General features: G+C 71.3%; 20 protein-coding genes. 10 read left to right on the top strand and 10 right to left on the bottom strand.

All coding sequences use genetic code 11. The features are described 5' to 3' along the window. The first annotated feature begins 188 nt into the window (after positions 1–188). Positions 189–866 carry a phosphate signaling complex protein PhoU gene (phoU, locus tag ACWC9R_RS19195; RefSeq protein WP_168480876.1) on the top strand — a complete coding sequence of 226 codons (678 nt, stop codon included), beginning with the start codon at positions 189–191 and terminating at the stop codon, positions 864–866. A gap of 406 nt (positions 867–1,272) precedes the next feature. Here phoU and ACWC9R_RS19190 read toward each other — a convergent pair whose 3' ends face one another. Beyond that, positions 1,273–1,521, bottom strand: coding sequence for an SCO4226 family nickel-binding protein (locus ACWC9R_RS19190; protein ID WP_362609912.1), 249 nt, complete (start codon positions 1,519–1,521; stop codon positions 1,273–1,275). A gap of 198 nt (positions 1,522–1,719) precedes the next feature. On the opposite strand from ACWC9R_RS19190, the gene ACWC9R_RS19185 reads away from it, so the two are divergent. Beyond that, the gene (locus ACWC9R_RS19185) at positions 1,720–2,484 is read left to right on the top strand and encodes a hypothetical protein (RefSeq protein WP_450732962.1); all 765 of its coding nucleotides are present in this window, start codon (positions 1,720–1,722) and stop codon (positions 2,482–2,484) included. 53 nt (positions 2,485–2,537) lie between these two features. On the opposite strand, the gene ACWC9R_RS19180 is transcribed toward ACWC9R_RS19185, so the two are convergent. Together ACWC9R_RS19180 and ACWC9R_RS19175 are read right to left on the bottom strand one after the other, a co-directional pair. Next, positions 2,538–3,182, bottom strand: coding sequence for a DUF4232 domain-containing protein (locus ACWC9R_RS19180; RefSeq protein WP_450732960.1), 645 nt, complete (start codon positions 3,180–3,182; stop codon positions 2,538–2,540). Positions 3,183–3,442: 260 nt separating this feature from the next. After that, positions 3,443–4,204, bottom strand: a complete 762-nt coding sequence (locus ACWC9R_RS19175; RefSeq protein ID WP_450732958.1) for a phosphoglyceromutase — start codon at positions 4,202–4,204, stop codon at positions 3,443–3,445. A 247-nt stretch (positions 4,205–4,451) separates the two neighbouring features. Here ACWC9R_RS19175 and ACWC9R_RS19170 point away from each other — a divergent pair, with 247 nt between their 5' ends. Beyond that, positions 4,452–5,942 (top strand): MDR family MFS transporter, encoded by a 1,491-nt coding sequence (locus ACWC9R_RS19170; RefSeq protein WP_450732956.1) that lies wholly within the window; start codon positions 4,452–4,454, stop codon positions 5,940–5,942. Here ACWC9R_RS19170 and ACWC9R_RS19165 read toward each other — a convergent pair. Together ACWC9R_RS19165 and mshA are read right to left on the bottom strand one after the other, a co-directional pair. Further along, a complete protein-coding gene (locus ACWC9R_RS19165; RefSeq protein ID WP_450732954.1) occupies positions 5,939–6,499 on the bottom strand; it encodes a YbjN domain-containing protein in 561 nt (186 codons plus the stop codon). The genes ACWC9R_RS19170 and ACWC9R_RS19165 overlap by 4 nt on opposite strands. After that, positions 6,492–7,862, bottom strand: a complete 1,371-nt coding sequence (mshA, locus tag ACWC9R_RS19160; RefSeq protein WP_450732952.1) for a D-inositol-3-phosphate glycosyltransferase — start codon at positions 7,860–7,862, stop codon at positions 6,492–6,494. The genes ACWC9R_RS19165 and mshA overlap by 8 nt, the downstream gene beginning before the upstream one ends. A 177-nt stretch (positions 7,863–8,039) precedes the next feature. Here mshA and ACWC9R_RS19155 point away from each other — a divergent pair, with 177 nt between their 5' ends. Further along, complete coding sequence (locus tag ACWC9R_RS19155; RefSeq protein WP_450732950.1) at positions 8,040–8,876, top strand: class I SAM-dependent methyltransferase; 837 nt, start codon at positions 8,040–8,042, stop codon at positions 8,874–8,876. A 16-nt stretch (positions 8,877–8,892) separates the two neighbouring features. Here ACWC9R_RS19155 and ACWC9R_RS19150 read toward each other — a convergent pair whose 3' ends face one another. Then, positions 8,893–9,756 (bottom strand): helix-turn-helix transcriptional regulator, encoded by an 864-nt coding sequence (locus ACWC9R_RS19150; protein WP_450732948.1) that lies wholly within the window; start codon positions 9,754–9,756, stop codon positions 8,893–8,895. A gap of 198 nt (positions 9,757–9,954) precedes the next feature. On the opposite strand from ACWC9R_RS19150, the gene ACWC9R_RS19145 reads away from it, so the two are divergent. Continuing rightward, entirely contained in the window at positions 9,955–10,962 is a 1,008-nt protein-coding gene (locus tag ACWC9R_RS19145) for an aldo/keto reductase (protein ID WP_450732946.1), read from the top strand. A 231-nt stretch (positions 10,963–11,193) separates the two neighbouring features. Next, the gene (locus tag ACWC9R_RS19140) at positions 11,194–11,727 is read left to right on the top strand and encodes an NUDIX domain-containing protein (protein ID WP_393366652.1); all 534 of its coding nucleotides are present in this window, start codon (positions 11,194–11,196) and stop codon (positions 11,725–11,727) included. Here the strand turns inward: ACWC9R_RS19140 and ACWC9R_RS19135 are convergent. Continuing rightward, entirely contained in the window at positions 11,705–13,039 is a 1,335-nt protein-coding gene (locus ACWC9R_RS19135) for a hypothetical protein (protein WP_450732944.1), read from the bottom strand. The two genes, ACWC9R_RS19140 and ACWC9R_RS19135, sit on opposite strands and share 23 nt — an antisense overlap. A gap of 201 nt (positions 13,040–13,240) precedes the next feature. On the opposite strand from ACWC9R_RS19135, the gene ACWC9R_RS19130 reads away from it, so the two are divergent. From ACWC9R_RS19130 to ACWC9R_RS19115, 4 genes are all read left to right on the top strand, one after another. Further along, positions 13,241–13,450: a hypothetical protein gene (locus ACWC9R_RS19130; protein ID WP_450732942.1), complete on the top strand. Its 210-nt coding sequence runs from the start codon at positions 13,241–13,243 to the stop codon at positions 13,448–13,450. Further along, positions 13,447–13,632 (top strand): hypothetical protein, encoded by a 186-nt coding sequence (locus tag ACWC9R_RS19125; protein ID WP_450732940.1) that lies wholly within the window; start codon positions 13,447–13,449, stop codon positions 13,630–13,632. The genes ACWC9R_RS19130 and ACWC9R_RS19125 overlap by 4 nt, the downstream gene beginning before the upstream one ends. Positions 13,633–13,763: 131 nt before the next feature. Continuing rightward, positions 13,764–14,726 (top strand): radical SAM/SPASM domain-containing protein, encoded by a 963-nt coding sequence (locus ACWC9R_RS19120; RefSeq protein WP_450732938.1) that lies wholly within the window; start codon positions 13,764–13,766, stop codon positions 14,724–14,726. Positions 14,727–14,831: 105 nt separating this feature from the next. After that, entirely contained in the window at positions 14,832–15,188 is a 357-nt protein-coding gene (locus tag ACWC9R_RS19115; RefSeq protein ID WP_450732936.1) for a hypothetical protein, read from the top strand. 54 nt (positions 15,189–15,242) lie between these two features. Here the strand turns inward: ACWC9R_RS19115 and ACWC9R_RS19110 are convergent, their stop codons facing one another. The 3 genes from ACWC9R_RS19110 to ACWC9R_RS19100 all read right to left on the bottom strand — a co-directional run bounded on the left by ACWC9R_RS19110 (position 15,243) and on the right by ACWC9R_RS19100 (position 19,363). After that, entirely contained in the window at positions 15,243–15,662 is a 420-nt protein-coding gene (locus tag ACWC9R_RS19110; RefSeq protein WP_450732934.1) for an NUDIX hydrolase, read from the bottom strand. An 85-nt stretch (positions 15,663–15,747) separates the two neighbouring features. Further along, positions 15,748–17,118, bottom strand: a complete 1,371-nt coding sequence (locus ACWC9R_RS19105; protein ID WP_450732933.1) for a CHAD domain-containing protein — start codon at positions 17,116–17,118, stop codon at positions 15,748–15,750. Further along, positions 17,081–19,363 (bottom strand): RNA degradosome polyphosphate kinase, encoded by a 2,283-nt coding sequence (locus ACWC9R_RS19100; protein WP_450732931.1) that lies wholly within the window; start codon positions 19,361–19,363, stop codon positions 17,081–17,083. The genes ACWC9R_RS19105 and ACWC9R_RS19100 overlap by 38 nt, the downstream gene beginning before the upstream one ends. Between the last annotated feature and the right edge of the window lie 679 nt (positions 19,364–20,042).

Here is a 20,042-nt window from a genome sequence, read left to right as displayed (position 1 = left end):
CACCCTGAGCGACCGCGGACGGCCGGCCCTCCGGAGCCCGGCACCGCGGCGTACGGGCTCCGCGGAGCCTCCGTCCGGGACTCCGGCCGCGCGGGCACCGGCCGTGAGAGCGTGGGCACAGGTCACCCTGCACCCCGTTCCACCTCCCACCACGCCACACCACCACATCGAAGCGAGAGAAGGTCAAGATGCGGGACGCGTACCACGAGGAGCTGGATTCGATCGGCGAGGGCCTGGTCGAGATGGCCCGGCTCGTCGGCTCCGCGATCGGGCGCGCCACCACGGCGATACTCGACGCGGACCTCAAGCTGGCCGAGAACGTCATCGCCGCCGACGAGAAGGTCGACGACCTCCAGCGCGACCTGGAGGCCCGCGCGATCGCCCTGCTGGCGCGGCAGCAGCCGGTCGCCACCGACCTGCGGATCGTCGTCACCTCGCTGCGGATGAGCGCCGACCTGGAGCGCTCGGGCGACCTGGCCCAGCACGTGGCCAAGCTGGCCCGGCTGCGCTTCCCGGAGACGGCCGTGCCGCAGGACCTGCACGCCACCATCCTGGAGATGGGGCAGCTGGCGCAGCGCCTCATGGCCAAGGCGGCCGAGGTCATCATCACCAAGGACGTCGACCTCGCGCTCCAGCTGGAGCAGGACGACGACGCGATGGACATGCTGCACCGCACCCTCTTCCAGCACCTGATGGACGACCGCTGGAAGCACGGCATCGAGACGGCCGTGGACGTGACGCTGCTGGGCCGCTACTACGAGCGCTTCGCCGACCACGCGGTGTCCGTCGCCAAGCGGGTCGTCTACCTGGTCACCGGCGAGCACGCCGACGAGATCGCCCCGCCGACGGCGGTGGAGGGCGCGTAACGGCGTCCGCGAGCGGAGGGCACGAGTCCGCCCCCTGAGCCACCGTGCGCCGTTGACGTGTGCTTCCGCGCGCCGTTGACGCGCCTCGTCACCCGGGCTTGCAATGGGCGGCAGGTGACCCCTAGGAGGCAATGCATGGCACCCATGGCGGACTCCCCCAACCCCGCGGCCCAGGACGCCCCGACGGCTGTCGAACGCCCGCGGCTCCCTCTGCTCGGCGCCTGCGGCTGCGGCTCCGGCTGCAGCTGCGGCTGCCAGGCCGGCGGACCGTGCCAATGCGGCGGCGGCTGCTAGCGACCCCGACGGCACAGCGCCACGGCGGCCCCGACCGGACGGTTCTCCGGCCGGGGCCGCCGCCCTGTGCCTGGGCTACGGGTCTCCCCGTAAGGGCCGGCTCGCGGCCCGGTCACATCATGAGCGCGAGCGGATGGATCTCGTCCGCCTTGTGGCCCGCGCGCTCGTGGATGCGCTGCACCGCTCCGGCCGACGGCGCCTCCGACAGACAGAACACGTCCCCGGACTCGGTGTCGGCCCAGGCGTGCTCGAAGGTCACGCCCTCCTCGCTCTGAATGGCGAGGTCGGCCTGGTGCGCCGCGTTGAACTCGTCGGCCGTGAGGCCCTTCATACCGTGGTGGATGTCCATGAACTTGGGCATCGGGCTCATCCTTCCGGTTGCAGACGATCAGTGCCCCGGCGCTCCCCGCGCCCCTCCCTCCATGCTGCATCCGGACGCCGCGGGCTTCGCCCCCACGGCTCCGCTCCCGGCGCCCGGCCGCACCCGGCCGGATGCGACGCTTGCAGCCGAACTCCCCGGGGCCGGCGCCCCGGGCGCCCGACGGGAGTGTGGAGATCCATGATCCGTACGGCCTTCGCCGAACCACGCCCCCTGCTCGTACGGGCCCGCTCCGAGCCCTCCCCCCTCTACGCGCCGCCCGGCCCCGCCGCGTATCCCGGAAACGAGGCCCGCGCCGAGCCCTTCACCGACGGCGTGCCCCTGGACGACGCCGCCCTGGCCCTGCCGGACGACCTGATCGCCACGCTCCGCTCCTGGTCGCTCTCCCGCCCGCCGGACGGCTTCGGCTCCCGCGCCGAACTGCGCACACACGCCGCCCAGGGCCTGGCGGCGGCGCAGCGGCTGGCCCGGCACCTCGGCCCGTCGTGGGCGGTGTGCCACTGGGACGAGCGCCGCCGGACGACGGCCTGGGTGTGCTGGGGCTGCCCGCGCCTCCACTGGGAGCGCGACAGTCATGGCACACCTCCGCACCCGGTGGACCTCGTCGTCGAGGGCGAGTTCCGGTTCGGCCCGCTGCGCTCCGACGGCTTCGGGGACTTCTTCCCCGACGACCCGGCCGCCGCCCTGGACCTGTCCGACGCCCTCGTCGCCGCCTTCCACGCCTGGGCGGAGGAGATCGACAGCACCCTGAACCTGGCCCTCCGCGACCGGGTGGAAGGCAGGTACGACGCCACCTGGCAACGCCTCTTCCACGAGGGCCGCGCCCTGGCCGGCCGGCTCGCCCACGAACTCGGCCCCGCCCGGACGGTGACCTACAAGGGCCTGGCGAACGGCGGCCTGGACGCGATCACGTGTGTGGTGTGGCAGGGGGGCCGGGAGACATAGGGCGGGGACGCGCCGTGCGGCGCGTCCCCGACTGATCACGGGCCGACGGACCGTCAGAAGTCGTACGGCTTCGTGGTGCTCCAGTTCAGCACGTCGGCCTCGTTCCAGCTGAACTGCGGCTTCCCGCCCTTGAGGGCGACGGAGTACGAGGGGCCGTCCTGACCCTCCGGGCCGCGCAGCGCGAGGGCGAACGACTGCGCCGTGTGGTTCTTCGAGCCGTAGTCGAAGAGGTTCACCGCGCTGTACGCCGTGCCGCCGGGCTGGAGCGTGATGCGCTTGCCGGTGCCCGTCTTGTCCTTCTTGGAGTGCGGCAGCACGGTGCCGGCGTCGCCGAGCTTCACGGCCGGGTACGAGGTGACCCAGCAGGGCTTGCTGCCCTTGTTCGACGCGGTGACCAGCAGGTGGTCGCCCTGCTGCCCGGCGAACCGGTGCACCGCGGTGAGCAGCATCTCGTCGCCGCGGCACTGCTGGGCGCCGGCCGTCGTGCCCTTGCTCCCGGCCTCCGTGCCGCCCGAGGCGGTCGTCGAGCGCGCGCTCTCCTTGCCGTCCCCGCTGGACATGGACTGCGCGGTACCGGCGGCGTTGTCGCCGCCCGCCGCCTTCGAGTCGCCGTCGGCGCCGCCGCAGGCGGTCAGGCCCAGCGCCAGCGCGGCGGTGACGGCGGCCAGGGTGGCGGTACGAATCCGGGAAGTACGCATGGTCAGGTTCCCCCTGTGGTCCGTGCGGGACTCCTCTTCGGCCGTTCCCGCGGTGTGGACACCACTCTTCCCGGCACCACTGACGTTCCGGAAACGCCTCACTCACGTCCCGCAAACGCACCGCACGAACGGGCGGGGTTGAGCCGCGGGCGGCCTGGGGTTCCGCATCGTGTGCCTGGCGGCCCCGAGCCCTCCCCAGCACAGCATCAAGCCCCCCGCCCGCCGGAATTCCGCGGGCAGGGGGCTCGGGAGCGTTGGGCTTACTTCTTCTTGCCCTGGTTCTTCACGGCCTCGATGGCGGCCTTGGCGGCCTCGGGGTCGAGGTAGGTGCCGCCGGGGTTGACCGGGCGGAAGTCGGCGTCCAGCTCGTAGGCGAGCGGGATGCCGGTGGGGATGTTCAGGCCGGCGATGTCCTCGTCGGAGACGCCGTCGAGGTGCTTGACCAGGGCGCGCAGGCTGTTGCCGTGGGCGGCGACCAGGACGGTGCGGCCGGCGACGAGGTCCGGGACGATGCCGTCGTACCAGTACGGCAGCATGCGGACGACGACGTCCTTGAGGCACTCGGTCCGCGGGCGCAGCTCCGGCGGGATCGACGCGTAGCGCGGGTCGTCCGACTGGGAGAACTCGGCGCCGTCCTCCAGGGCGGGCGGCGGGGTGTCGTACGAGCGGCGCCAGAGCATGAACTGCTCCTCGCCGAACTCGGCCAGCGTCTGCGCCTTGTCCTTGCCCTGCAGCGCGCCGTAGTGGCGCTCGTTCAGCCGCCAGCTGCGGTGGACCGGGACCCAGTGCCGGTCGGCGGACTCCAGGGCCAGCTGCGCGGTGCGGATGGCGCGCTTCTGGAGGGAGGTGTGCACTACGTCGGGGAGCAGGCCGGCGTCCTTGAGCAGCTCTCCGCCGCGGACTGCCTCCTTCTCGCCCTTCTCGTTCAGATTGACGTCCACCCAGCCGGTGAACAGGTTCTTCGCGTTCCACTCGCTCTCGCCGTGGCGGAGGAGGATCAGCTTGTACGGTGCGTCGGCCATGGCGTCGAGCGTAATCGACATCCGGAATCGCCCCTCCGCGGGTCCAGGAGCTGGGCATCCCGGCGGCGTTTGACGTGTCCCGTCAATTGGGTGGCGGCTGAAGCCGGGCTCTCAGTAGCGTGCGGAATCTGCCCGCACCACTTACCCGCCTACCGCTTCCGCGCCCGTCCTTCCACCACACGGCGCGGCCGCCCGCCCGTATCCCTGCCACCACCGCACCGCCACGCCACTCGACGGGGGAACTGTCATGTCCGCATCCACTTCCGGACCCGCTTCCGGACCCTCCGGACCCTCCGGACCCACCAGGCGGTCCGGTCTCCGGCGGGCCGCCGTGGAGAGCGTCTCCGGCCTCCCCCGGCAGTTCTGGTGGCTGTGGACCAGCACCCTGATCAACCGGCTGGGCGCCTTCGTCGCCACCTTCCTCGCCCTCTACCTGACCGTCGAGCGCGGCTACTCCGCCTCGTACGCGGGGCTGGTGGCCGCGCTGCACGGGCTGGGCGGGGTGATCTCGTCCGTGGGTGCCGGGGTGATGGCCGACCGGCTCGGGCGGCGGCCCACCATGCTGATCGCGCAGCTGTCGACGGCGGCGTCCGTGGCGCTGCTCGGCTTCATGACGGACCCGGTCGCCATCGCGCTGGTCGCGGGCCTGGTCGGGATGGCGAGCAACGCCTCCCGCCCCGCCGTCCAGGCGATGATGGCGGACATCGTCGCCCCGGAGGACCGGGTCCGCGCCTTCTCGCTCAACTACTGGGCGATCAACCTCGGCTTCGCCATCTCCTCCACCGCCGCCGGACTCATCGCCGAGCACGGCTATCTGGCCCTCTTCCTCGGCGAGGCCGCGCTCGTGCTGGCCTGCGCGCTGGTCGTCTACCGGAAGCTGCCGGAATCGCGCCCCACCGGGAGCGCGCAGGGCGGGGCGGACGGCGGCGACGGTCCGGCCCCCGCGCCGGTCTCCATGCGGACCGTCCTGCACGACGGCCGGTTCATGACCGTCGTCGGCCTCAACCTGCTGCTCGCGCTGCTCTTCCAGCAGGCCTACGTCTCGATGCCCGTGGCGATGGGTCAGGACGGCTTCTCCAGCACCGACTTCGGCCTGGTCATCGGGTTGAACGGCGTGCTCGTGGTGCTGCTCCAGATCCCCGTGACGCGCTTCATCGAACACCGCAGCCCGGCCCTGCTGCTCATCGGCTCCGCCCTGCTCGCGGGCTACGGCTTCGGGCTGACCGCGCTCGCCGGTTCGGTCGCCATGTACGCGGTCGCCGTCACCGTCTGGACCCTGGGCGAGATCATCAACTCCCCCACCCAGATGGGCCTGGTGGTACGGCTGTCCCCGCTGCACGGCCGCGGCCGCTACCAGGGCATGTACTCGCTTTCCTGGTCCGTCGCCTCCCTGACGGCCCCTCTGCTCGGCGGTGTGGTGATCGACCGCTACGGCGCCGATGCGTTGTGGGGCGGCTGCGCGGTCGTGGGCACGGTGGCGGCGGTGGGGTACGGGGTGCTGCTGCGGGGTCTGACGGGGCGGCCGGGGGCGGGGCAGCCGGGTGCGAGTGCAGACGCGGGCACAGGTGCAGGTGCGGGCGCAGGTGCAGGCGCGGGTGTAGGCGCGCGGGATCGGTCGGAGCCGTCGGAGCCCTCGGAGTCCGTGGAGGTGCCGGTGCGGGGACGGGAGGCCGGGGCGACCGCGGGGGCCGGGGCGGGGACGGGCGAGCCGGTGCCCCTTCCCTCCCCGCCCGGCTAGGCCGAAGGCCGCTGCGTCAGATGCGCGAAGGCGTCGAGGTTGCGGGTGGATTCGCCGCGGGACAGCCGCCAGGCGTACTCCTTGCGGATGGCCGTGGCGAAGCCCATCTCCAGCAGGGTGTTGAAGCTGCCGTCGGCGTTCTCCAGGACCGTGCCGAGGATGCGGTCGAGTTCGTCGGGGGTGACGGCGGCCAGCGGGAGCTTGCCCACGAGGTAGATGTCGCCGAGCTTGTCGATCGCGTAACCGACGCCGTAGAGGCGGGTGTTGCGTTCGAGGAGCCAGCGGTGCACGGCCTCGTGGTTCTCGTCGGGGCGACGGACCACGAAGGCGTTCACGGAGAGGGAGTGCCGGCCGACGATGAGCGAGCAGGTCGTGGAGAGCTTGCGAGTGCCGGGGAGCTTGATGACGTAGCTGCCTTCGGAGGGGGACTCCCATTCGAGGCCGGCGTCCTTCAGGGTCTCCTCGACGACGGTCCGCGCGGCCGCCCCCGGGGGCGCGGGCGTCCCGGCCTGCCCCGTCGTCCCGCTCACACCGTGCTCCTCGCCCGTGTCACCCATGGAGCGATCGTAGGTGACGGCGGTGTTCCTGCATGGCGGCGGTGTAGACGTCGCCGGTCGCCGCGGCGGCGGTGTCCCAGCCGAAGGACTGGGCGTGGCGGGCGGCGTCGGTGCCCATCCGGGCGGGCAGGTCGGGGTCCGCGACGAAGCGGGTGAGCGCGCGGGCGTAGTCGGCCGGGTCGTGGCCGCTGATGAGGAAGCCGCTGACGCCGTCGCGCACCGCCACCGGCAGCCCGCCGACCGCGGCCGCGACGACCGGGGTGCCGCAGGCCTGGGCCTCGATGGCGACCAGTCCGAAGGACTCGCTGTACGAGGGCATGACCAGCACGGAGGCGGCGCGGTACCAGTCGGCGAGCTGTTCCTGGCCGACCGGCGGGCGGAACTGCACCAGGTCCGCGATGCCGAGCCGGGCGGCCAGCTTCTGCAGCCCCTCCGGCTTGGTCAGTCCGCTGCCGCTGGGCCCGCCGACCACGGGCACCACCAGACGGGAGCGCAGCGAGGGGTCCTCGGCCACCAGGGCGGCGGCCGCGCGCAGCAGGATGTCGGGGGCCTTCAGCGGCTGTATGCGGCCGGCGAAGAGCGGGATGACCGCGTCCTGCGGCAGACCCAGGCGGGCGCGGGCGGCGGCCCGGCTCGCGGCGACGTCGCCGCCGGCCGGCCGGAAGCGGTCGAGGTTGACGCCGGGGTGCACCACCGCGATCTTGCCCGGCTCGGCCTCGTAATGCCGGGCCAGCTCGCCGGCCTCCTCGGCGGTGTTGGCTATCAGCCGGTCCGCGGCCCGGACGATCTGGGTCTCGCCGATCACGCGCGCGGCCGGCTCGGGGGTGTCCCCCACGGCCAGCGCGGCGTTCTTGACCTTGGCCATGGTGTGCATGGCGTGCACCAGCGGGACGCCCCATCGTTCGCCGGCCAGCCAGCCGACATGGCCGGAGAGCCAGTAGTGGGAGTGCACCAGGTCGTAGTAGCCGGGGCGGTGGCCGGCCCAGGCCTGCATCACGCCGTGGGTGAAGGCGCACAGCTGGGCGGGCAGCTCCTCCTTCGCCAGGCCCTCGTACGGGCCGGCGTCCACATGCCGTACGAGGACGCCGGGGGCCAGCTCGACGGCGGGCGGGAGGGTGCCCGTGGTGGCGCGGGTGAAGATCTCCACCTCGATGTTGAGCGAGGCGAGCTTCCTGGCCAGCTCGACGATGTAGACGTTCATGCCGCCGGCGTCGCCGGTGCCGGGCTGGTGCAGCGGGGAGGTGTGCACGCTGAGCATCGCCACCCGGCGCGGGCGGCGGGCGCTGCCGGGCAGCCGCAGCCGGGCCTGGCCCGGGAACTGGCCATGGGGACGACTGCGGAGCCGGGACACGTATTGGCTCACGTCGGGCTACCTCCTAGGCGGGGCGGGCGGCGCGCCTCCGACCCCGTCCAACAAAAGACCCCGGCCATCCATTTCCGTCCGGCGCACACTCCGCGCACTTTGCCAAAGCGTGACCAAGCGGGGCCCGCGGGACCTCGGCGGACCGTGCGCCCGCGGCCACCCCATACTCTCAAGAGCATGGCCCGCCGCCCCTCCGTCCCCGCCGCCGCCCCGGCGACCGCACCGTCCCGACCCGTCGGAAACGCCACCCGCGGCACCACCAACCCCAACCGGCTGCGCCGTATGGACCGCTGGATCGCCGCGGAACACGGCGCCCTGCTGCGCCGCGCCGCCGACCCCGTCGCGGTCGACCTCGGCTACGGCGCCGCCCCCTGGACCGCGGTCGAGCTGCTGGGCCGGCTCCGGACCGTCCGGCCGGACGCCCGGGTCGTCGGCATCGAGATCGATCCGGCGCGGGTCGCGGCCGCGCGGGTCCACGAGCGGCCGGGGCTGGAATTCGTCCACGGGGGCTTCGAGGTGCCGCTGCCGGGCCGGGGGGCGCGGGCGCCGGTTCTCATCCGGGCCGCGAACGTGCTGCGGCAGTACGACGAGGACGAGGTGGCCGCCGTGTGGCGGCGGCTGTGTGCCCGGCTGGCGCCCGGCGGGCTGCTGGTCGAGGGCACCTGCGACGAGATCGGGCGGCGGCACGTGTGGGTGGCGCTGGGTCCCGAGGGCCCGCGCACGGTCACCTTCGCCGCCCGCCTCAGCGCCCTGGAAAGCCCCTCTGACCTGGCTGAACGCCTCCCCAAAGCGCTGATCCACCGCAATGTGCCGGGTGAGCCGGTGTACGCCTTCCTCCGCGACTTCGACCGCGCCTGGGCCACCGCCGCCCCGCTGGGCGCGCTGGGCGCCCGCCAACGCTGGCGGGCCGCCGTGGCGGCGCTGGGCGCGGACTGGCCGCTGGCCGGTGACCCGCGGCGGCGCCGTCAAGGCGAGGTCACCGTGCGGTGGGAGGCACTGGCCCCCAGGAGGTGAGGCCGGGTGCCGCGGCCTACGCGGTGAGCGCCGCCTCCGCCGGCGCCCCCAGCTCCCGGATGCGCCGCTCCGTCTCCGAGCCGCCCGGGGCCGTGTACGTCACCAGCGCCTGGTCCGGATCGGTGCTCAGCCGGAAGCTCTCGAAGGTGACGACGAGCTCGCCCACCCGCGGGTGCCGAATCCGCTTGGTGCCGCGCAGGCACTCGTGCACCGACTGGGTCTCCCAGATCCGCCGGAAGTCCGGGCTGTGGGCGAGGAGTTCGTTGACCACCTCGCAGATCCGCGGGTCGTCGGGGTGCCGGCCGCTGTCGGCACGCAGGTTGCCGACCACCTCCACGGCCTTGGCCTCCCAGTCCGGGTGCAGGGCGCGCGCCGCCGGGTCGAGGAAGACCAGCAGCGCGGTGTTCCGCCGTTCCGGGGCGAGCGCCTCCAGGTCGAAGGCGATCCGCCCGCCCAGCGCGTTCCAGGCCAGGATGTCCAGCCCGCGGCCGACCACCATGGCCGGGACGGTGTCCGCCATCGCGTCCAGGACCTGCTGGATCTCGGGGCGTACGGTCCGCCCGCGCGCGGGGACGGCGCAGGAGTCCGCCGCGGGGCGCCGGGGCACGGCGATGTTGCGCAGATACGTCACCTCGCCGTCGGACAGCCGCAGCGCCCGCGCGATGGCGTCCAGGACGGAGTCGGAGATGGCGGGTGCCCGGCCCTGCTCGATCCGGGTGTAGTAGTCGACGCTGATGCCGGCGAGCTGGGCGACCTCCTCGCGCCGCAGCCCGCGCACCCGGCGCCGGTTCACCCCGCCGGGCAGGCCCAGGTCGGCCGGGTCGAGCGCCGCGCGGCGCGCCTTGAGGAACGCGCTGATCTCGATTTCCGCGTACAGCATCGGTCCAGTATGCGGCGCACGGCCGGTTGGGTGGTTCCCGCCGGCCCAGGTTGCGACGGGCCTGGTCCGCTCCCCGTACGGACAGCAAGGTGGTGCCCGGAAGCCTCCGGGGCGCCCCCGGCGTCCGCTCCGGGGCGCCCCCGGGGACGCCGTACGGGACGACCCCGAGACCCCGACACCTCGCAGAAGGAGCACCTCATGCAGCGCAGAATCCTCGGCGGCACCGGCATCTCGGTCAGCGAGTACGCGCTCGGCGCGATGATGCTCGGTGCCTGGGGCAACACCGATCACGACGACTGCGTACGGATCGTGCACCGTGCGCTGGACGCCGGCATCAACTTCGTGGACACCGCGGACGTGTACGCCGCCGGGGAGTCCGAGGAGATCGTCGGCAAGGCGCTCAAGGGACGCCGCGAGGACGTCGTCCTGGCCACGAAGGCCGTCAGCTCCATGGGGACGGACGCCAACCACAGCGGCAGTTCCCGGCGCTGGCTCGCGCGGGCGGTGGAGGACAGTCTGCGCCGTCTGGGCACCGACCACATCGACCTCTACCAGATGCACCGCCCCGACCCGGCGACCGATGTCGACGAGACGCTCGCCGCGCTCTCCGACCTGGTACGCGCCGGAAAGGTGCGGGCCATCGGCTCCTCCACCTTCCCCGCCGAGCAGATCGTCGAGGCCCAGTGGACCGCCGACCGCCGCGGCCACTCCCGCTTCCGCACCGAGCAGCCGCCGTACTCGATGCTGGCGCGCGGCGTGGAGAACGCGGTGCTGCCGACCGCGCAGCGCTACGGCATGGGCGTGCTGACCTGGGGCCCGCTCAGCGCCGGCTGGCTGTCCGGCCGGGACCTCTCGGCCAGCTCCCGGGCCGGCCTGGAGAGCCGGAAGTTCGACCTCTCGCTCCCCGGGAACGCCCGGAAGGCCGAGGCGGTCCGCGCCCTCTCCCAGGTCGCGGCGGAGGCGGGCCTGTCGCTGCCGCACCTGGCGACCGCGTTCGTACGGAGCCACCCCGCCGTGACGTCCGTGATCATCGGCCCGCGCACGCTCGACCAGCTCGACAGCATGCTGGCAGGGTCGGAACTCACCCTCGGCACGGACATCCTGGACCGCATCGACACCATCGTCCCGCCGGGCACCGACCTCAACCGGGAGGACAGCTACTACCTGCCGCCGGCCATCACGGACCCTTCGCTGCGGAGGCGGTGAGGGGGGTGGGGCGGGTGCGGTCCCGCCCCGTTCTCAGCCACGCTCGACCGCGCATCACACGCACGTTCAGCGCGTTGACCCACTCTCCAGCCCGGTAATCCTGCCGTTGCCCGAACTCGTCTCGCAGGGACCGGAGTCCATGAGTGACGTCATACGACGAGGAATCCCTTGCCCAGCTCGCGGGCGGCTCCTCTGAGATGCTTGGCCCCCACGCGAGAAGGGGCGGCATCCATGCTGTGGAAGACCCATGGGGAACGACAGATCTACACCAACCAGTGGGTGAACCTGTGCCTCGTCGATGTCGAACAGCCGGATGGGCGACGTTGGGAGCATCACGTCGTACGTCTGCGTCACCTGGCCGTAGCCGCAGTGGTCAATGAACGCCATGAAGTCCTGATGATGTGGCGGCACCGGTTCATCACGGACTCCTGGGCATGGGAGTTGCCCATGGGGCTGATCGAGGCGGGCGAGACGCCGGAGGAGGCAGCGGCTCGGGAGGTGGAGGAGGAGACCGGCTGGCGTCCCGGCCCGATGAAGCCGTTGATCTATGCGGAGCCGGCGAATGGAATCACCGACTCCCAGCACTACGTGTTCCGGGCAGACGGCGCGACGCACATCGGCCCGCCCACGGAGAAGAACGAGTCCGACCGTATCGAGTGGGTTCCCTTGGAGCGGGTGCGCGGAATGATCGACCGCCGTGAGGTCGTCAGCAGTGGTTCGCTCGTCGGTCTGCTGTATGTCCTCATGGAAGAGTCGATCCGCTGACGCCCGAGGGAACTACCTGCCGCAACTGCGAGTCGAAGGCTACTGCGGCAGGTTCAGCGCGGTATGGCGTCAACTGCAGTGAGAATTCCCGCAGATGTCCGGTGACCCGTTCGGATGTCACCACCGAGGCAGGGGTGAGGGCATTCACGGCCGTGTGACACGCCTGCTCTAATTTTCCCCGCTGAAGCTGCGTACGGGCCAGCCAGATTGCGTGAAAGGCGCGACCGCGCTGGTTGGTACTGCGCTCCGGGTGAAGCGCTTGGGCCATGAGGGGTTCCGCAACACCCGCCTCGCCCAATTGGGCGTGCGCGATACCGGTATCCACGGTGAGCTTGTGCTCATCGAAGTACATCACCCACGACGGGTCGGAGTCGCTTTCGGAGATCCGCTCGAACTGTCGGTGCGCCTCACCGATAGCTGCATGCGCCCCACTGCGGCTGCCCAGGGTGGCATGGGCGAAGGCCTCTCGCATTGACAGCATGGACAGCACGCGGGGAGTGCCACTGGCCCGTGCGTGGTCCTGAGCCGCGGCAGCCAGGGCAAGGGCATCCGTCGGTCGGTCCTGGTATGTGGCTTGCAGGCTCATACAGGCCAATACGTTGGCCATGAACTGGCGGTCGTCAACGTCCTTCGCAAACCCCAATGCCTGGCCGAAATAGAGGCGGGCTTGACTGAACTGACGGGCGTCGAAATAGGTCCATCCAGTAAGTCGTGACAATTCAGCTGCCACGCCCAGGAGTTCACGCCGGACGCCGCCTCCGCGACATCGCGTGAGCAGGCTCTCGACGTAGCGAAGCTGCCCGACAACGGCCGGACGCAGGGCTTCGCCGCCATGTTCGTCATCACGTCGCCAGTAATCTTCGATGGATGACCGGAGCGCTTGCGCAGTCAATGTACTGGGGCTGGCGCAGGCGACCGATGCAAGGGTGTCCTCTACATCGTGCGTGGGCACTGAGCCGACGGGAGCCAGCTCAGTCCGGCGCGAGGAAGGCTCTCGGTCAGTTGCGTAAGGTGCCGGCGGCGACTCCCATGCACGTGACGAAAGTCCGAGCATGTGCCCAGGAATCCGCAGGCCATCCGAGATGCGCTCGACGACGTCCATGTGCAGCAACCTGCGCCTATCGGACATGACCTCGCCGACACGGCTCGGAGTCAGATCGCAGCGCCTGGCGATCATCGAGGGATAGATCCCGGCATGCTTCTTGACCATTCGGAAGACGCGAGTGAAATCGCGCAGTCGACACGCCTCGATCATCTCCGGATCTGTGAGGAGCCGGACGGGAAGTTCTGGCGGATGGGGTGACTCGGGCATCGGACACGCTCCAGCGGAATGCTGATCTACGGATCGTAGCTGCTCCATGACCTCAAGTGATGTTACCCAAGTTGGGTAATCAGTCTGACCTTTCAGCAGCACCGCTCAGATCGCGACTCTGATGCACGTGCCCCGTCCAGGTCCGCCCCTGGCGAACGATCCGACGAGGCCATCCCCCCGACCCCGAGGAGGAGACACGTTGTGATCTCACACATCACGATTGATCAGCGGGACATCGCCTACGACTCCCGCGCCCAACAGGCCGCGCTGTCTGTGACCATCCACCACCGCGACGGCGCCACGGAACCATCCTTGCTCGTCATGGACCCGGGCCAGGTGGAGCTGTACGCCATCCAGTTGGACCGGGCGATTGCTGAGCGGAAGAGGACGCAGGAAGGCGCCTCGCGGTGAATCCCCTTCCCGAGGTCGGTGACGAGGTGGAATACGAGGGCCGCCGGGCGATCGTGACCGACATCAGCCAGGGCATCTACCTGCTGCGACATGGGCCGCGCGTGTGGCCCGCTTCGGAGGCCACAGGACTGCGGGTCATTCGGACGCGGGCACAGCGGAACACGGACGGTGACTTCCGGTGAGAGATTCCCGCACGCGTAGCTGAGGGCAGTCGGCCAGCGGCGGGCTGCCGTCCGGCTCCGCAAAGCGACTGCCACCCCCAACCACAAGGGCCTCGTCCCCGCTGCTCCCTGCACAGACCACAGGAGATGTCATGTCGTTACTCACCCCGCGATTCGTCTGGTTCGAAATCACAGGTTTCTGCAATCTCAACTGTCGGCACTGTTATGCCGACTCGTCTCCGCAGGGGGACCACGGCACGATGGCGCTCGACGACTGGTTTCGTGTCATCGACGAACTAGCCTCCCTCGGAACCGAACACGGGCAGCTCATCGGCGGCGAACCCACCCTGCATCCGGACTTCCCGGAGATCGTCAGGCACGCCCGTGCCCGCCATCTGCAAGTTGAGGTCTTCAGCAACCTCACACACGTCACCGAAGAAGCGTGGGAAGCACTACGGATGCCGGGCGTCAGCCTGGCCTTCAGCTACTACTCCGATAGCGATGACGACCACGACGACGTGACGGAGAACCGCGGTTCCCGGCACCGCACCCGAGTCAACATCGACCGTGCCAAGGCATTCGGCATCCCGATGCGCGGCAACGTGATCAATGTTCTGGAGGGCCAGCGCGGCATGGAAGGACGTCGCGAACTGTTGGATATCGGGATGCGTGACGTACGTACCGACAACATCAGGCCATTCGGCCGGGCCTCACAGGGCGCTGCCCCGGACATCAAGAAGCTGTGCGGCAGGTGTGGCCGGAACAAGCTCGCCATTTCCCCGACCGGAGACGTGTGGCCATGCGTGTTCGCCCGCTGGATGCCCGTCGGCAACGTGCACGAGCGAAGTATTCGGGAGATCTACAGCGGCGTGCCCATGCAAGGCGCGCGGGCGGAGCTGGCCCGCGCCTTCCCAGAGAAGGCCACGACCGGTGGCGACCCGAGTTGCCTGCCGGACTGCGGTCCGAGCTTTGAAACCTGCGCGCCGCAGCTCGCTTGCGCTCCAGATGCGGCCTGCGGCCCGACCGAAGAGTCGGGCCAGTTGACACCCCCGATCATGTCGCCGCATCGGTCGGTGCGGTACCGCAGTCCGTACGTCGCAGGTACTGACTGCTGACGCCCTACCGCATTCCAAGAGAGAAACATCTGGCGGATCTCTCCCGGCTGGGACGCATCCAAGTAGCGTGAGTGCGTCCCAGTTCTCGGACGCTCGGAGTACGTCATGAGCACCCCCACCACTCTCACGCTGTACCTGGCGCGACTCGACGCCTACACCGCCTTTCTGAGCGCGGCCGACCAGGAATCGTCCGTGTGCTACTGGGAGGCTGAGGAGCGCTACGAGACGCCGGAAGCGGCCGTCACCGCGCGCGATGAGGCCTACGCCGTGACGCGCGACGCCTTCAACCGGATCACGGTCGAACCCACTGGCCCCCACAAAGAGGCTGAGGCCCTCGTGGAACAGCTTCGTTGTCTAGGGCGAGCCGACACCCAGGAACAAGACTGGGTGTCGTTCAAGAAGGCACGCGAGGTGTTTGTGAACGCATGCCGGATGCACCTCAAGGAAGTGCTGAGTTCCTGACCCACAGCAATCCGTTCAATACCGGACGGCGCCCACTGAGCAACGGGCCAGACCTCACGCCACATGCAACGCCGCCAACAGCGCGTCCACCAGCGGCCGGTCGCGTTCCTGGGTGAGGCGGTGGCGGGCCTCTGTGGGGGAGAGCCAGGCCAGGCGGTCCACTTCGGTGTTGGGGGTGAAGGCGCCGGCGAGGGCCTCGGCGGCCCAGTAACGGACCGTCTTGGGGCGGCCGTTGGCGTAGTAGTAGGACGTGGGGAGGGGGGCGCCGGGGCGGCAGTCCATGCCGGTTTCCTCCGCCACCTCGCGTACGGCTCCGGCCAGCGCGCCCTCGCCGCGCTTCAGCTTGCCCTTGGGGTGCGACCAGTCGTCGTACTTGGGCCGGTGGACCAGGGCGATCTCCAGCCCCTCGTCCGTCGTCGCGCGGCGCCACAGGACGCAGCCCGCGGCCCGTACCGGCTTCTGGGGGGAGGTCACCTCGGCGCTCCTTTGCGTGCGGTCGTCATGGCCATCCTCCCCGTCCCGGCCGTCTCCCGTCCGCGTGTTCATGGTCCGTGTCTCGTCAGCCCTTGCGGTCCGGGGTCCGGGGCAGCCAGACGCGGCCGAAGGCGAAGCGGGCCGCCTCGACCTCGTGCCGCTGGTCGGCGTGGAGCACGCCCAGGGCGTAGGCGGTGGCGGGGGCGATACGGGGGGTGCGGGCCGCGGCGGCGGCTGCGGCGGCGGCCTCCGCGGCGTCGCGGTGCCACTCCAGGGCCCGGCCGGCCTCCGCGAGCCGGAGATCTCCGGTCTCCGGTGCGAGCAGCTCGCGGGCGTAGCGGCTGAGCCGCACCAGCATCCGGACCTGGTGCCAGGGCGCGTCCTGGCGCTGGTCGGCGGCGAGCGCGGCGGCGTTGTACGGGTAGCCGGCGCGGGACAGCGGGAGGGCGGCGACCGCCTCCGTGAGCCGTCGGTGCGCCTGCTCGGCGAGCGGCGGCAGGGCCTCGGCGGCCGCCAGCTCGGCGGTCCTGGGGGCCAGTGGCACCTCGGAGGCGAGCACCGCCACGGAGTCGGCGACGGCGTGGAAGCGGGAGGAGCCCAGGGCCTGCAGCGCGGCGGAGTGAGCGCGGGTGCGGGCGAGGGTGAGCTGGCGGTCCAGCAGCGCCCCGGCGCGCGCCGCACCGGCCGACAGCGCGCCGTCGGGGTCCGGGTCGGTGGAGGGAGAGGAGGGGGTGGCCGCCTGTGTGGTGGCCGGGGACTTGGACGGGCGGTCGCCGCGTTTGGGGCGTTCGGTCCGGCCGGGGCGGTCGCCGCGTTCGGGGCCGCGGCCGGTGAGGCGCTGGAGGGCCGCCATCAGCCGTTCACGGCGGGCCGCGCAGGCCTGTTCGCGGGCCAGGGTGCCGGACAGCCAGCCCAGTTCGGAGCGGAGCTGGTCGGCCCAGTCCTCCTCGGTCAGCGGCCGGAAGGTGTGCAGGGTGGCGCTGATCCGGCGGGCGGCGCGGCGCAGCTGCCGGGCGGCCTCACCGGCGCCCTCGGCATCCGAACCGCTCTCCCGGTGCAGCCGCAGACTGCGCAGGAAGTCCGCGGACTGCTGGTGCAGGTAGGCGGCGAGCACCTCGTCGGCAGTACGGGAGCCGAGGCCGTCCTCGGTGTCGGGACCGGGGCCGGGTTCGCCGCCGGGTCCGCGGTCGCCGCCGGGTCCGCTGCCACCGTCCGTGGCACGGTCGCCGTCCCTGCCGCGGTCGCCGCCGTCGTCGCCGGCGCGGGCGGCCGTCACCGGTCCGTACGCGGCGTCGTCCGGCCCGTACGTGCCGTCGGGCCCGCCGTACGGCCCGTCCACCACCGCGGAGCGGGCTCCGGGCGCCCGGCCGGGCTCGTATCCGATTCCGATGAGACCTGCCGGCCCTCCGGTCGGCTGGTCATGTCGCTGGGCCACGCCGGCGCCTCCGGGCGTCAATGAGCATTTCCTGTACGTTGCGCAGCGGCGCGCCGTCCGCGTCCACCGCCTGCCGGGTCCAGTCACCGTTCTCGCCCAGATGCCAGGACGAGGTGGAGTCCGAGGTCCCCATCTCCAGCAGCCGGTTGAGGGAGGCGCGGTGTGCCGGGTCGGTGACCCGCACCAGCGCCTCGATCCGGCGGTCCAGATTCCGGTGCATCATGTCGGCGCTGCCCAGCCACACCTCGGGCTCCCCGCCGTTGCCGAAGATGAAGACCCGGGAGTGTTCGAGGAAGCGGCCGAGGATGCTGCGGACCCGGATGGTCTCGCTCAGGCCGCTGACTCCGGGCCGGAGCGCGCAGATGCCGCGGACCCAGATGTCGACCGGCACACCGGCCTGGGAGGCGCGGTAGAGCGCGTCGACGACGACCTCGTCGACCATCGAGTTGACCTTCATGCGGACGTAGGCGGGCCGGCCCGCGCGCTGGTTCGCGATCTCCTTGTTGATCCGCTGGATCAGGCCGTCCCGCAGGGACTTGGGGGCGACCAGGAGACGGCGGTAGGTCTCGCGGCGTGAGTAGCCGGAGAGCCGGTTGAAGAGGTCGGAGAGGTCGGCACCGACCTGGGGGTCGGCGGTCAGCAGCCCGAGATCCTCGTAGAGCCGCGCCGTCTTGGGGTGGTAGTTGCCGGTCCCCACATGGGAGTAGCGGCGCAGCATCTCGCCTTCCTGGCGGACCACGAGCGAGAGCTTGCAGTGCGTCTTGAGGCCGACCAGGCCGTAGACGACATGGCAGCCGGACTCCTCCAGCTTGCGCGCCCACTTGATGTTGGCCTGCTCGTCGAAGCGGGCCTTGATCTCGACGAGGACGAGGACCTGCTTGCCGGACTCCGCGGCGTCTATCAGGGCGTCCACGATCGGTGAGTCACCGGAGGTGCGGTAGAGCGTCTGCTTGATCGCGAGCACGTCCGGGTCGGCGGCGGCCTGTTCCAGGAAGGCCTGCACGGAGGTGGAGAAGGAGTCGTAGGGGTGGTGGAGGAGGACGTCGCGGGAGCGCAGGGCGGCGAAGATGTCCGGTGCGGAGGCAGACTCCACTTCGGCGAGGTCGCGGTGGGTGCCCGCCACGAACTTGGGGTACTTCAGCTCGGGCCGGTCCAGCGCGCCGATCCCGAAGAGGCCGGTCAGGTCCAGCGGGCCGGGCAGCGGGTAGACCTCGGCGTCGGAGATCTTCAGCTCCTGGACCAGCAGATCGAGCACGGCCGGGTCGATGGACTCCTCGACCTCCAGACGGACCGGCGGCCCGAAGCGCCGCCGCATCAGCTCCTTCTCCAGCGCCTGGAGGAGGTTCTCCGCGTCGTCCTCCTCGACCTCCAGGTCCTCGTTGCGGGTCACCCGGAACATGTGGTGCGCCCGCACCTCCATGCCCGGGAACAGCTCCTCCAGGTGGGCCGCTATGACGTCCTCGATGGGGACGTAGCGCTGCGGGGAGGCCTCCAGGAAGCGGGAGAGCAGCGGCGGCACCTTGACCCGCGCGAAGTGGTCGTGGCCGCTGACCGGGTTGCGTACGACGACGGCCAGGTTCAGCGAGAGGCCGGAGATGTACGGGAAGGGGTGCGCGGGGTCCACCGCCAGCGGCGTCAGCACCGGGAAGATCTGCTGACGGAAGAGGGTGAACAGGCGGGCCTGCTCCTTCTCGGTCAGCTCGGGCCAGCGGATCAGATGAATGCCCTGGTCAGCCAGCTCCGGGGCGATGTCCTGCTGGAAGCAGGCGGCATGCCGGGCCATGAGCTCGCGGGAGCGCGTCCAGATGAGGTCCAGCACCTCACGGGGCTGCAGCCCGGACGCGGAGCGGGTGGCGACGCCCGTGGCTATGCGGCGCTTCAGTCCCGCGACCCGGACCATGAAGAACTCGTCCAGGTTGCTGGCGAAAATCGCCAGGAAGTTAGCCCGTTCGAGGAGGGGGGTGGCCGGGTCCTCGGCCAGCTCCAGCACCCGCTCGTTGAAGGCCAGCCAGCTCCGCTCGCGGTCCAGGAACCGGCCGCTGGGCAGCTCCTCGCCGTCCGCGCCCACCACGCCCTCGTCCTCGTACGCGTCGGGGTCGGCGTCCAGGTCGGGCTCCAGGCCGGGCACCGTGCCCCGGACCGCGTGCGGGCGGTGCGCAGCGATCGAGCCCACGGAAGGCTGGGCCGAGGGGGCCGGTGCCTGCGGGGGCTTCGTGGGGGGCACCTCGGGCTGGACCTGTGCCTGAGCGCTGGGCTGCTGGTTCATGGCCTTATTCTTCCGCGTTCCGGGGGTTCCAGGCGCGTCGGAAGGTGGCGGCGCGAGATGGAGCCTCGGGTTCGGGACGTTCGGCACAGCGGGCTGCATTCAGCGATGCTCGCAAGCGACGTTGAATCGCCGGTAACGCGGATATGGCGGACAGGCAAGCGGGGTGTTGCCCCCAGGGGTGTCCGGACCGGCCGGGCCCGCTGCCACGCCGGGGCGGCGAGGCGGGGAGTCCGGGACCGGAGGCCGCACGGCGGGCCGCGTCCCTTGTGATTCCCCCTGGGTTGTCTTTGTAACACGTGTGGTGGGGCGGGAGAACTTTCCGGCTTTTCTGATCAAGGAACGGGGAGTGGCGAGGCCGGGGAATTCGGGCGGGAAGGCGGGTGGGGAATTCGGTTCGGTGGAATGTGGTCCGGTGGAATGTGGTCCGGTGCGCTGCGGGCTCCGGCAGGGGAATGCGGCCGGGGCGTCCGGAGTCCGTGTTCTGCGGCGCTTCGGGTTGGGCGAGCCGTGGCGGCCGGGGGCTGCCCTTCCGGGGAGGCCCCGGCATCGCTGCCGGTTCACGGCCGCACGGTACGGGCCGGTGGCCATGGGGCGCCGATTCCTCGCCTTTCCCTCCCCCCACCGGAGCTGGAATTGCCGGAGCACGGAATGCCACGGCGAACACCACGTCGTATGCCAC

The organism is Streptomyces sp. NPDC001219, assembly GCF_053597915.1.
Note: the sequence above shows the minus strand (reverse complement) of the source record. Positions and strands in the feature narration are given on the sequence as shown.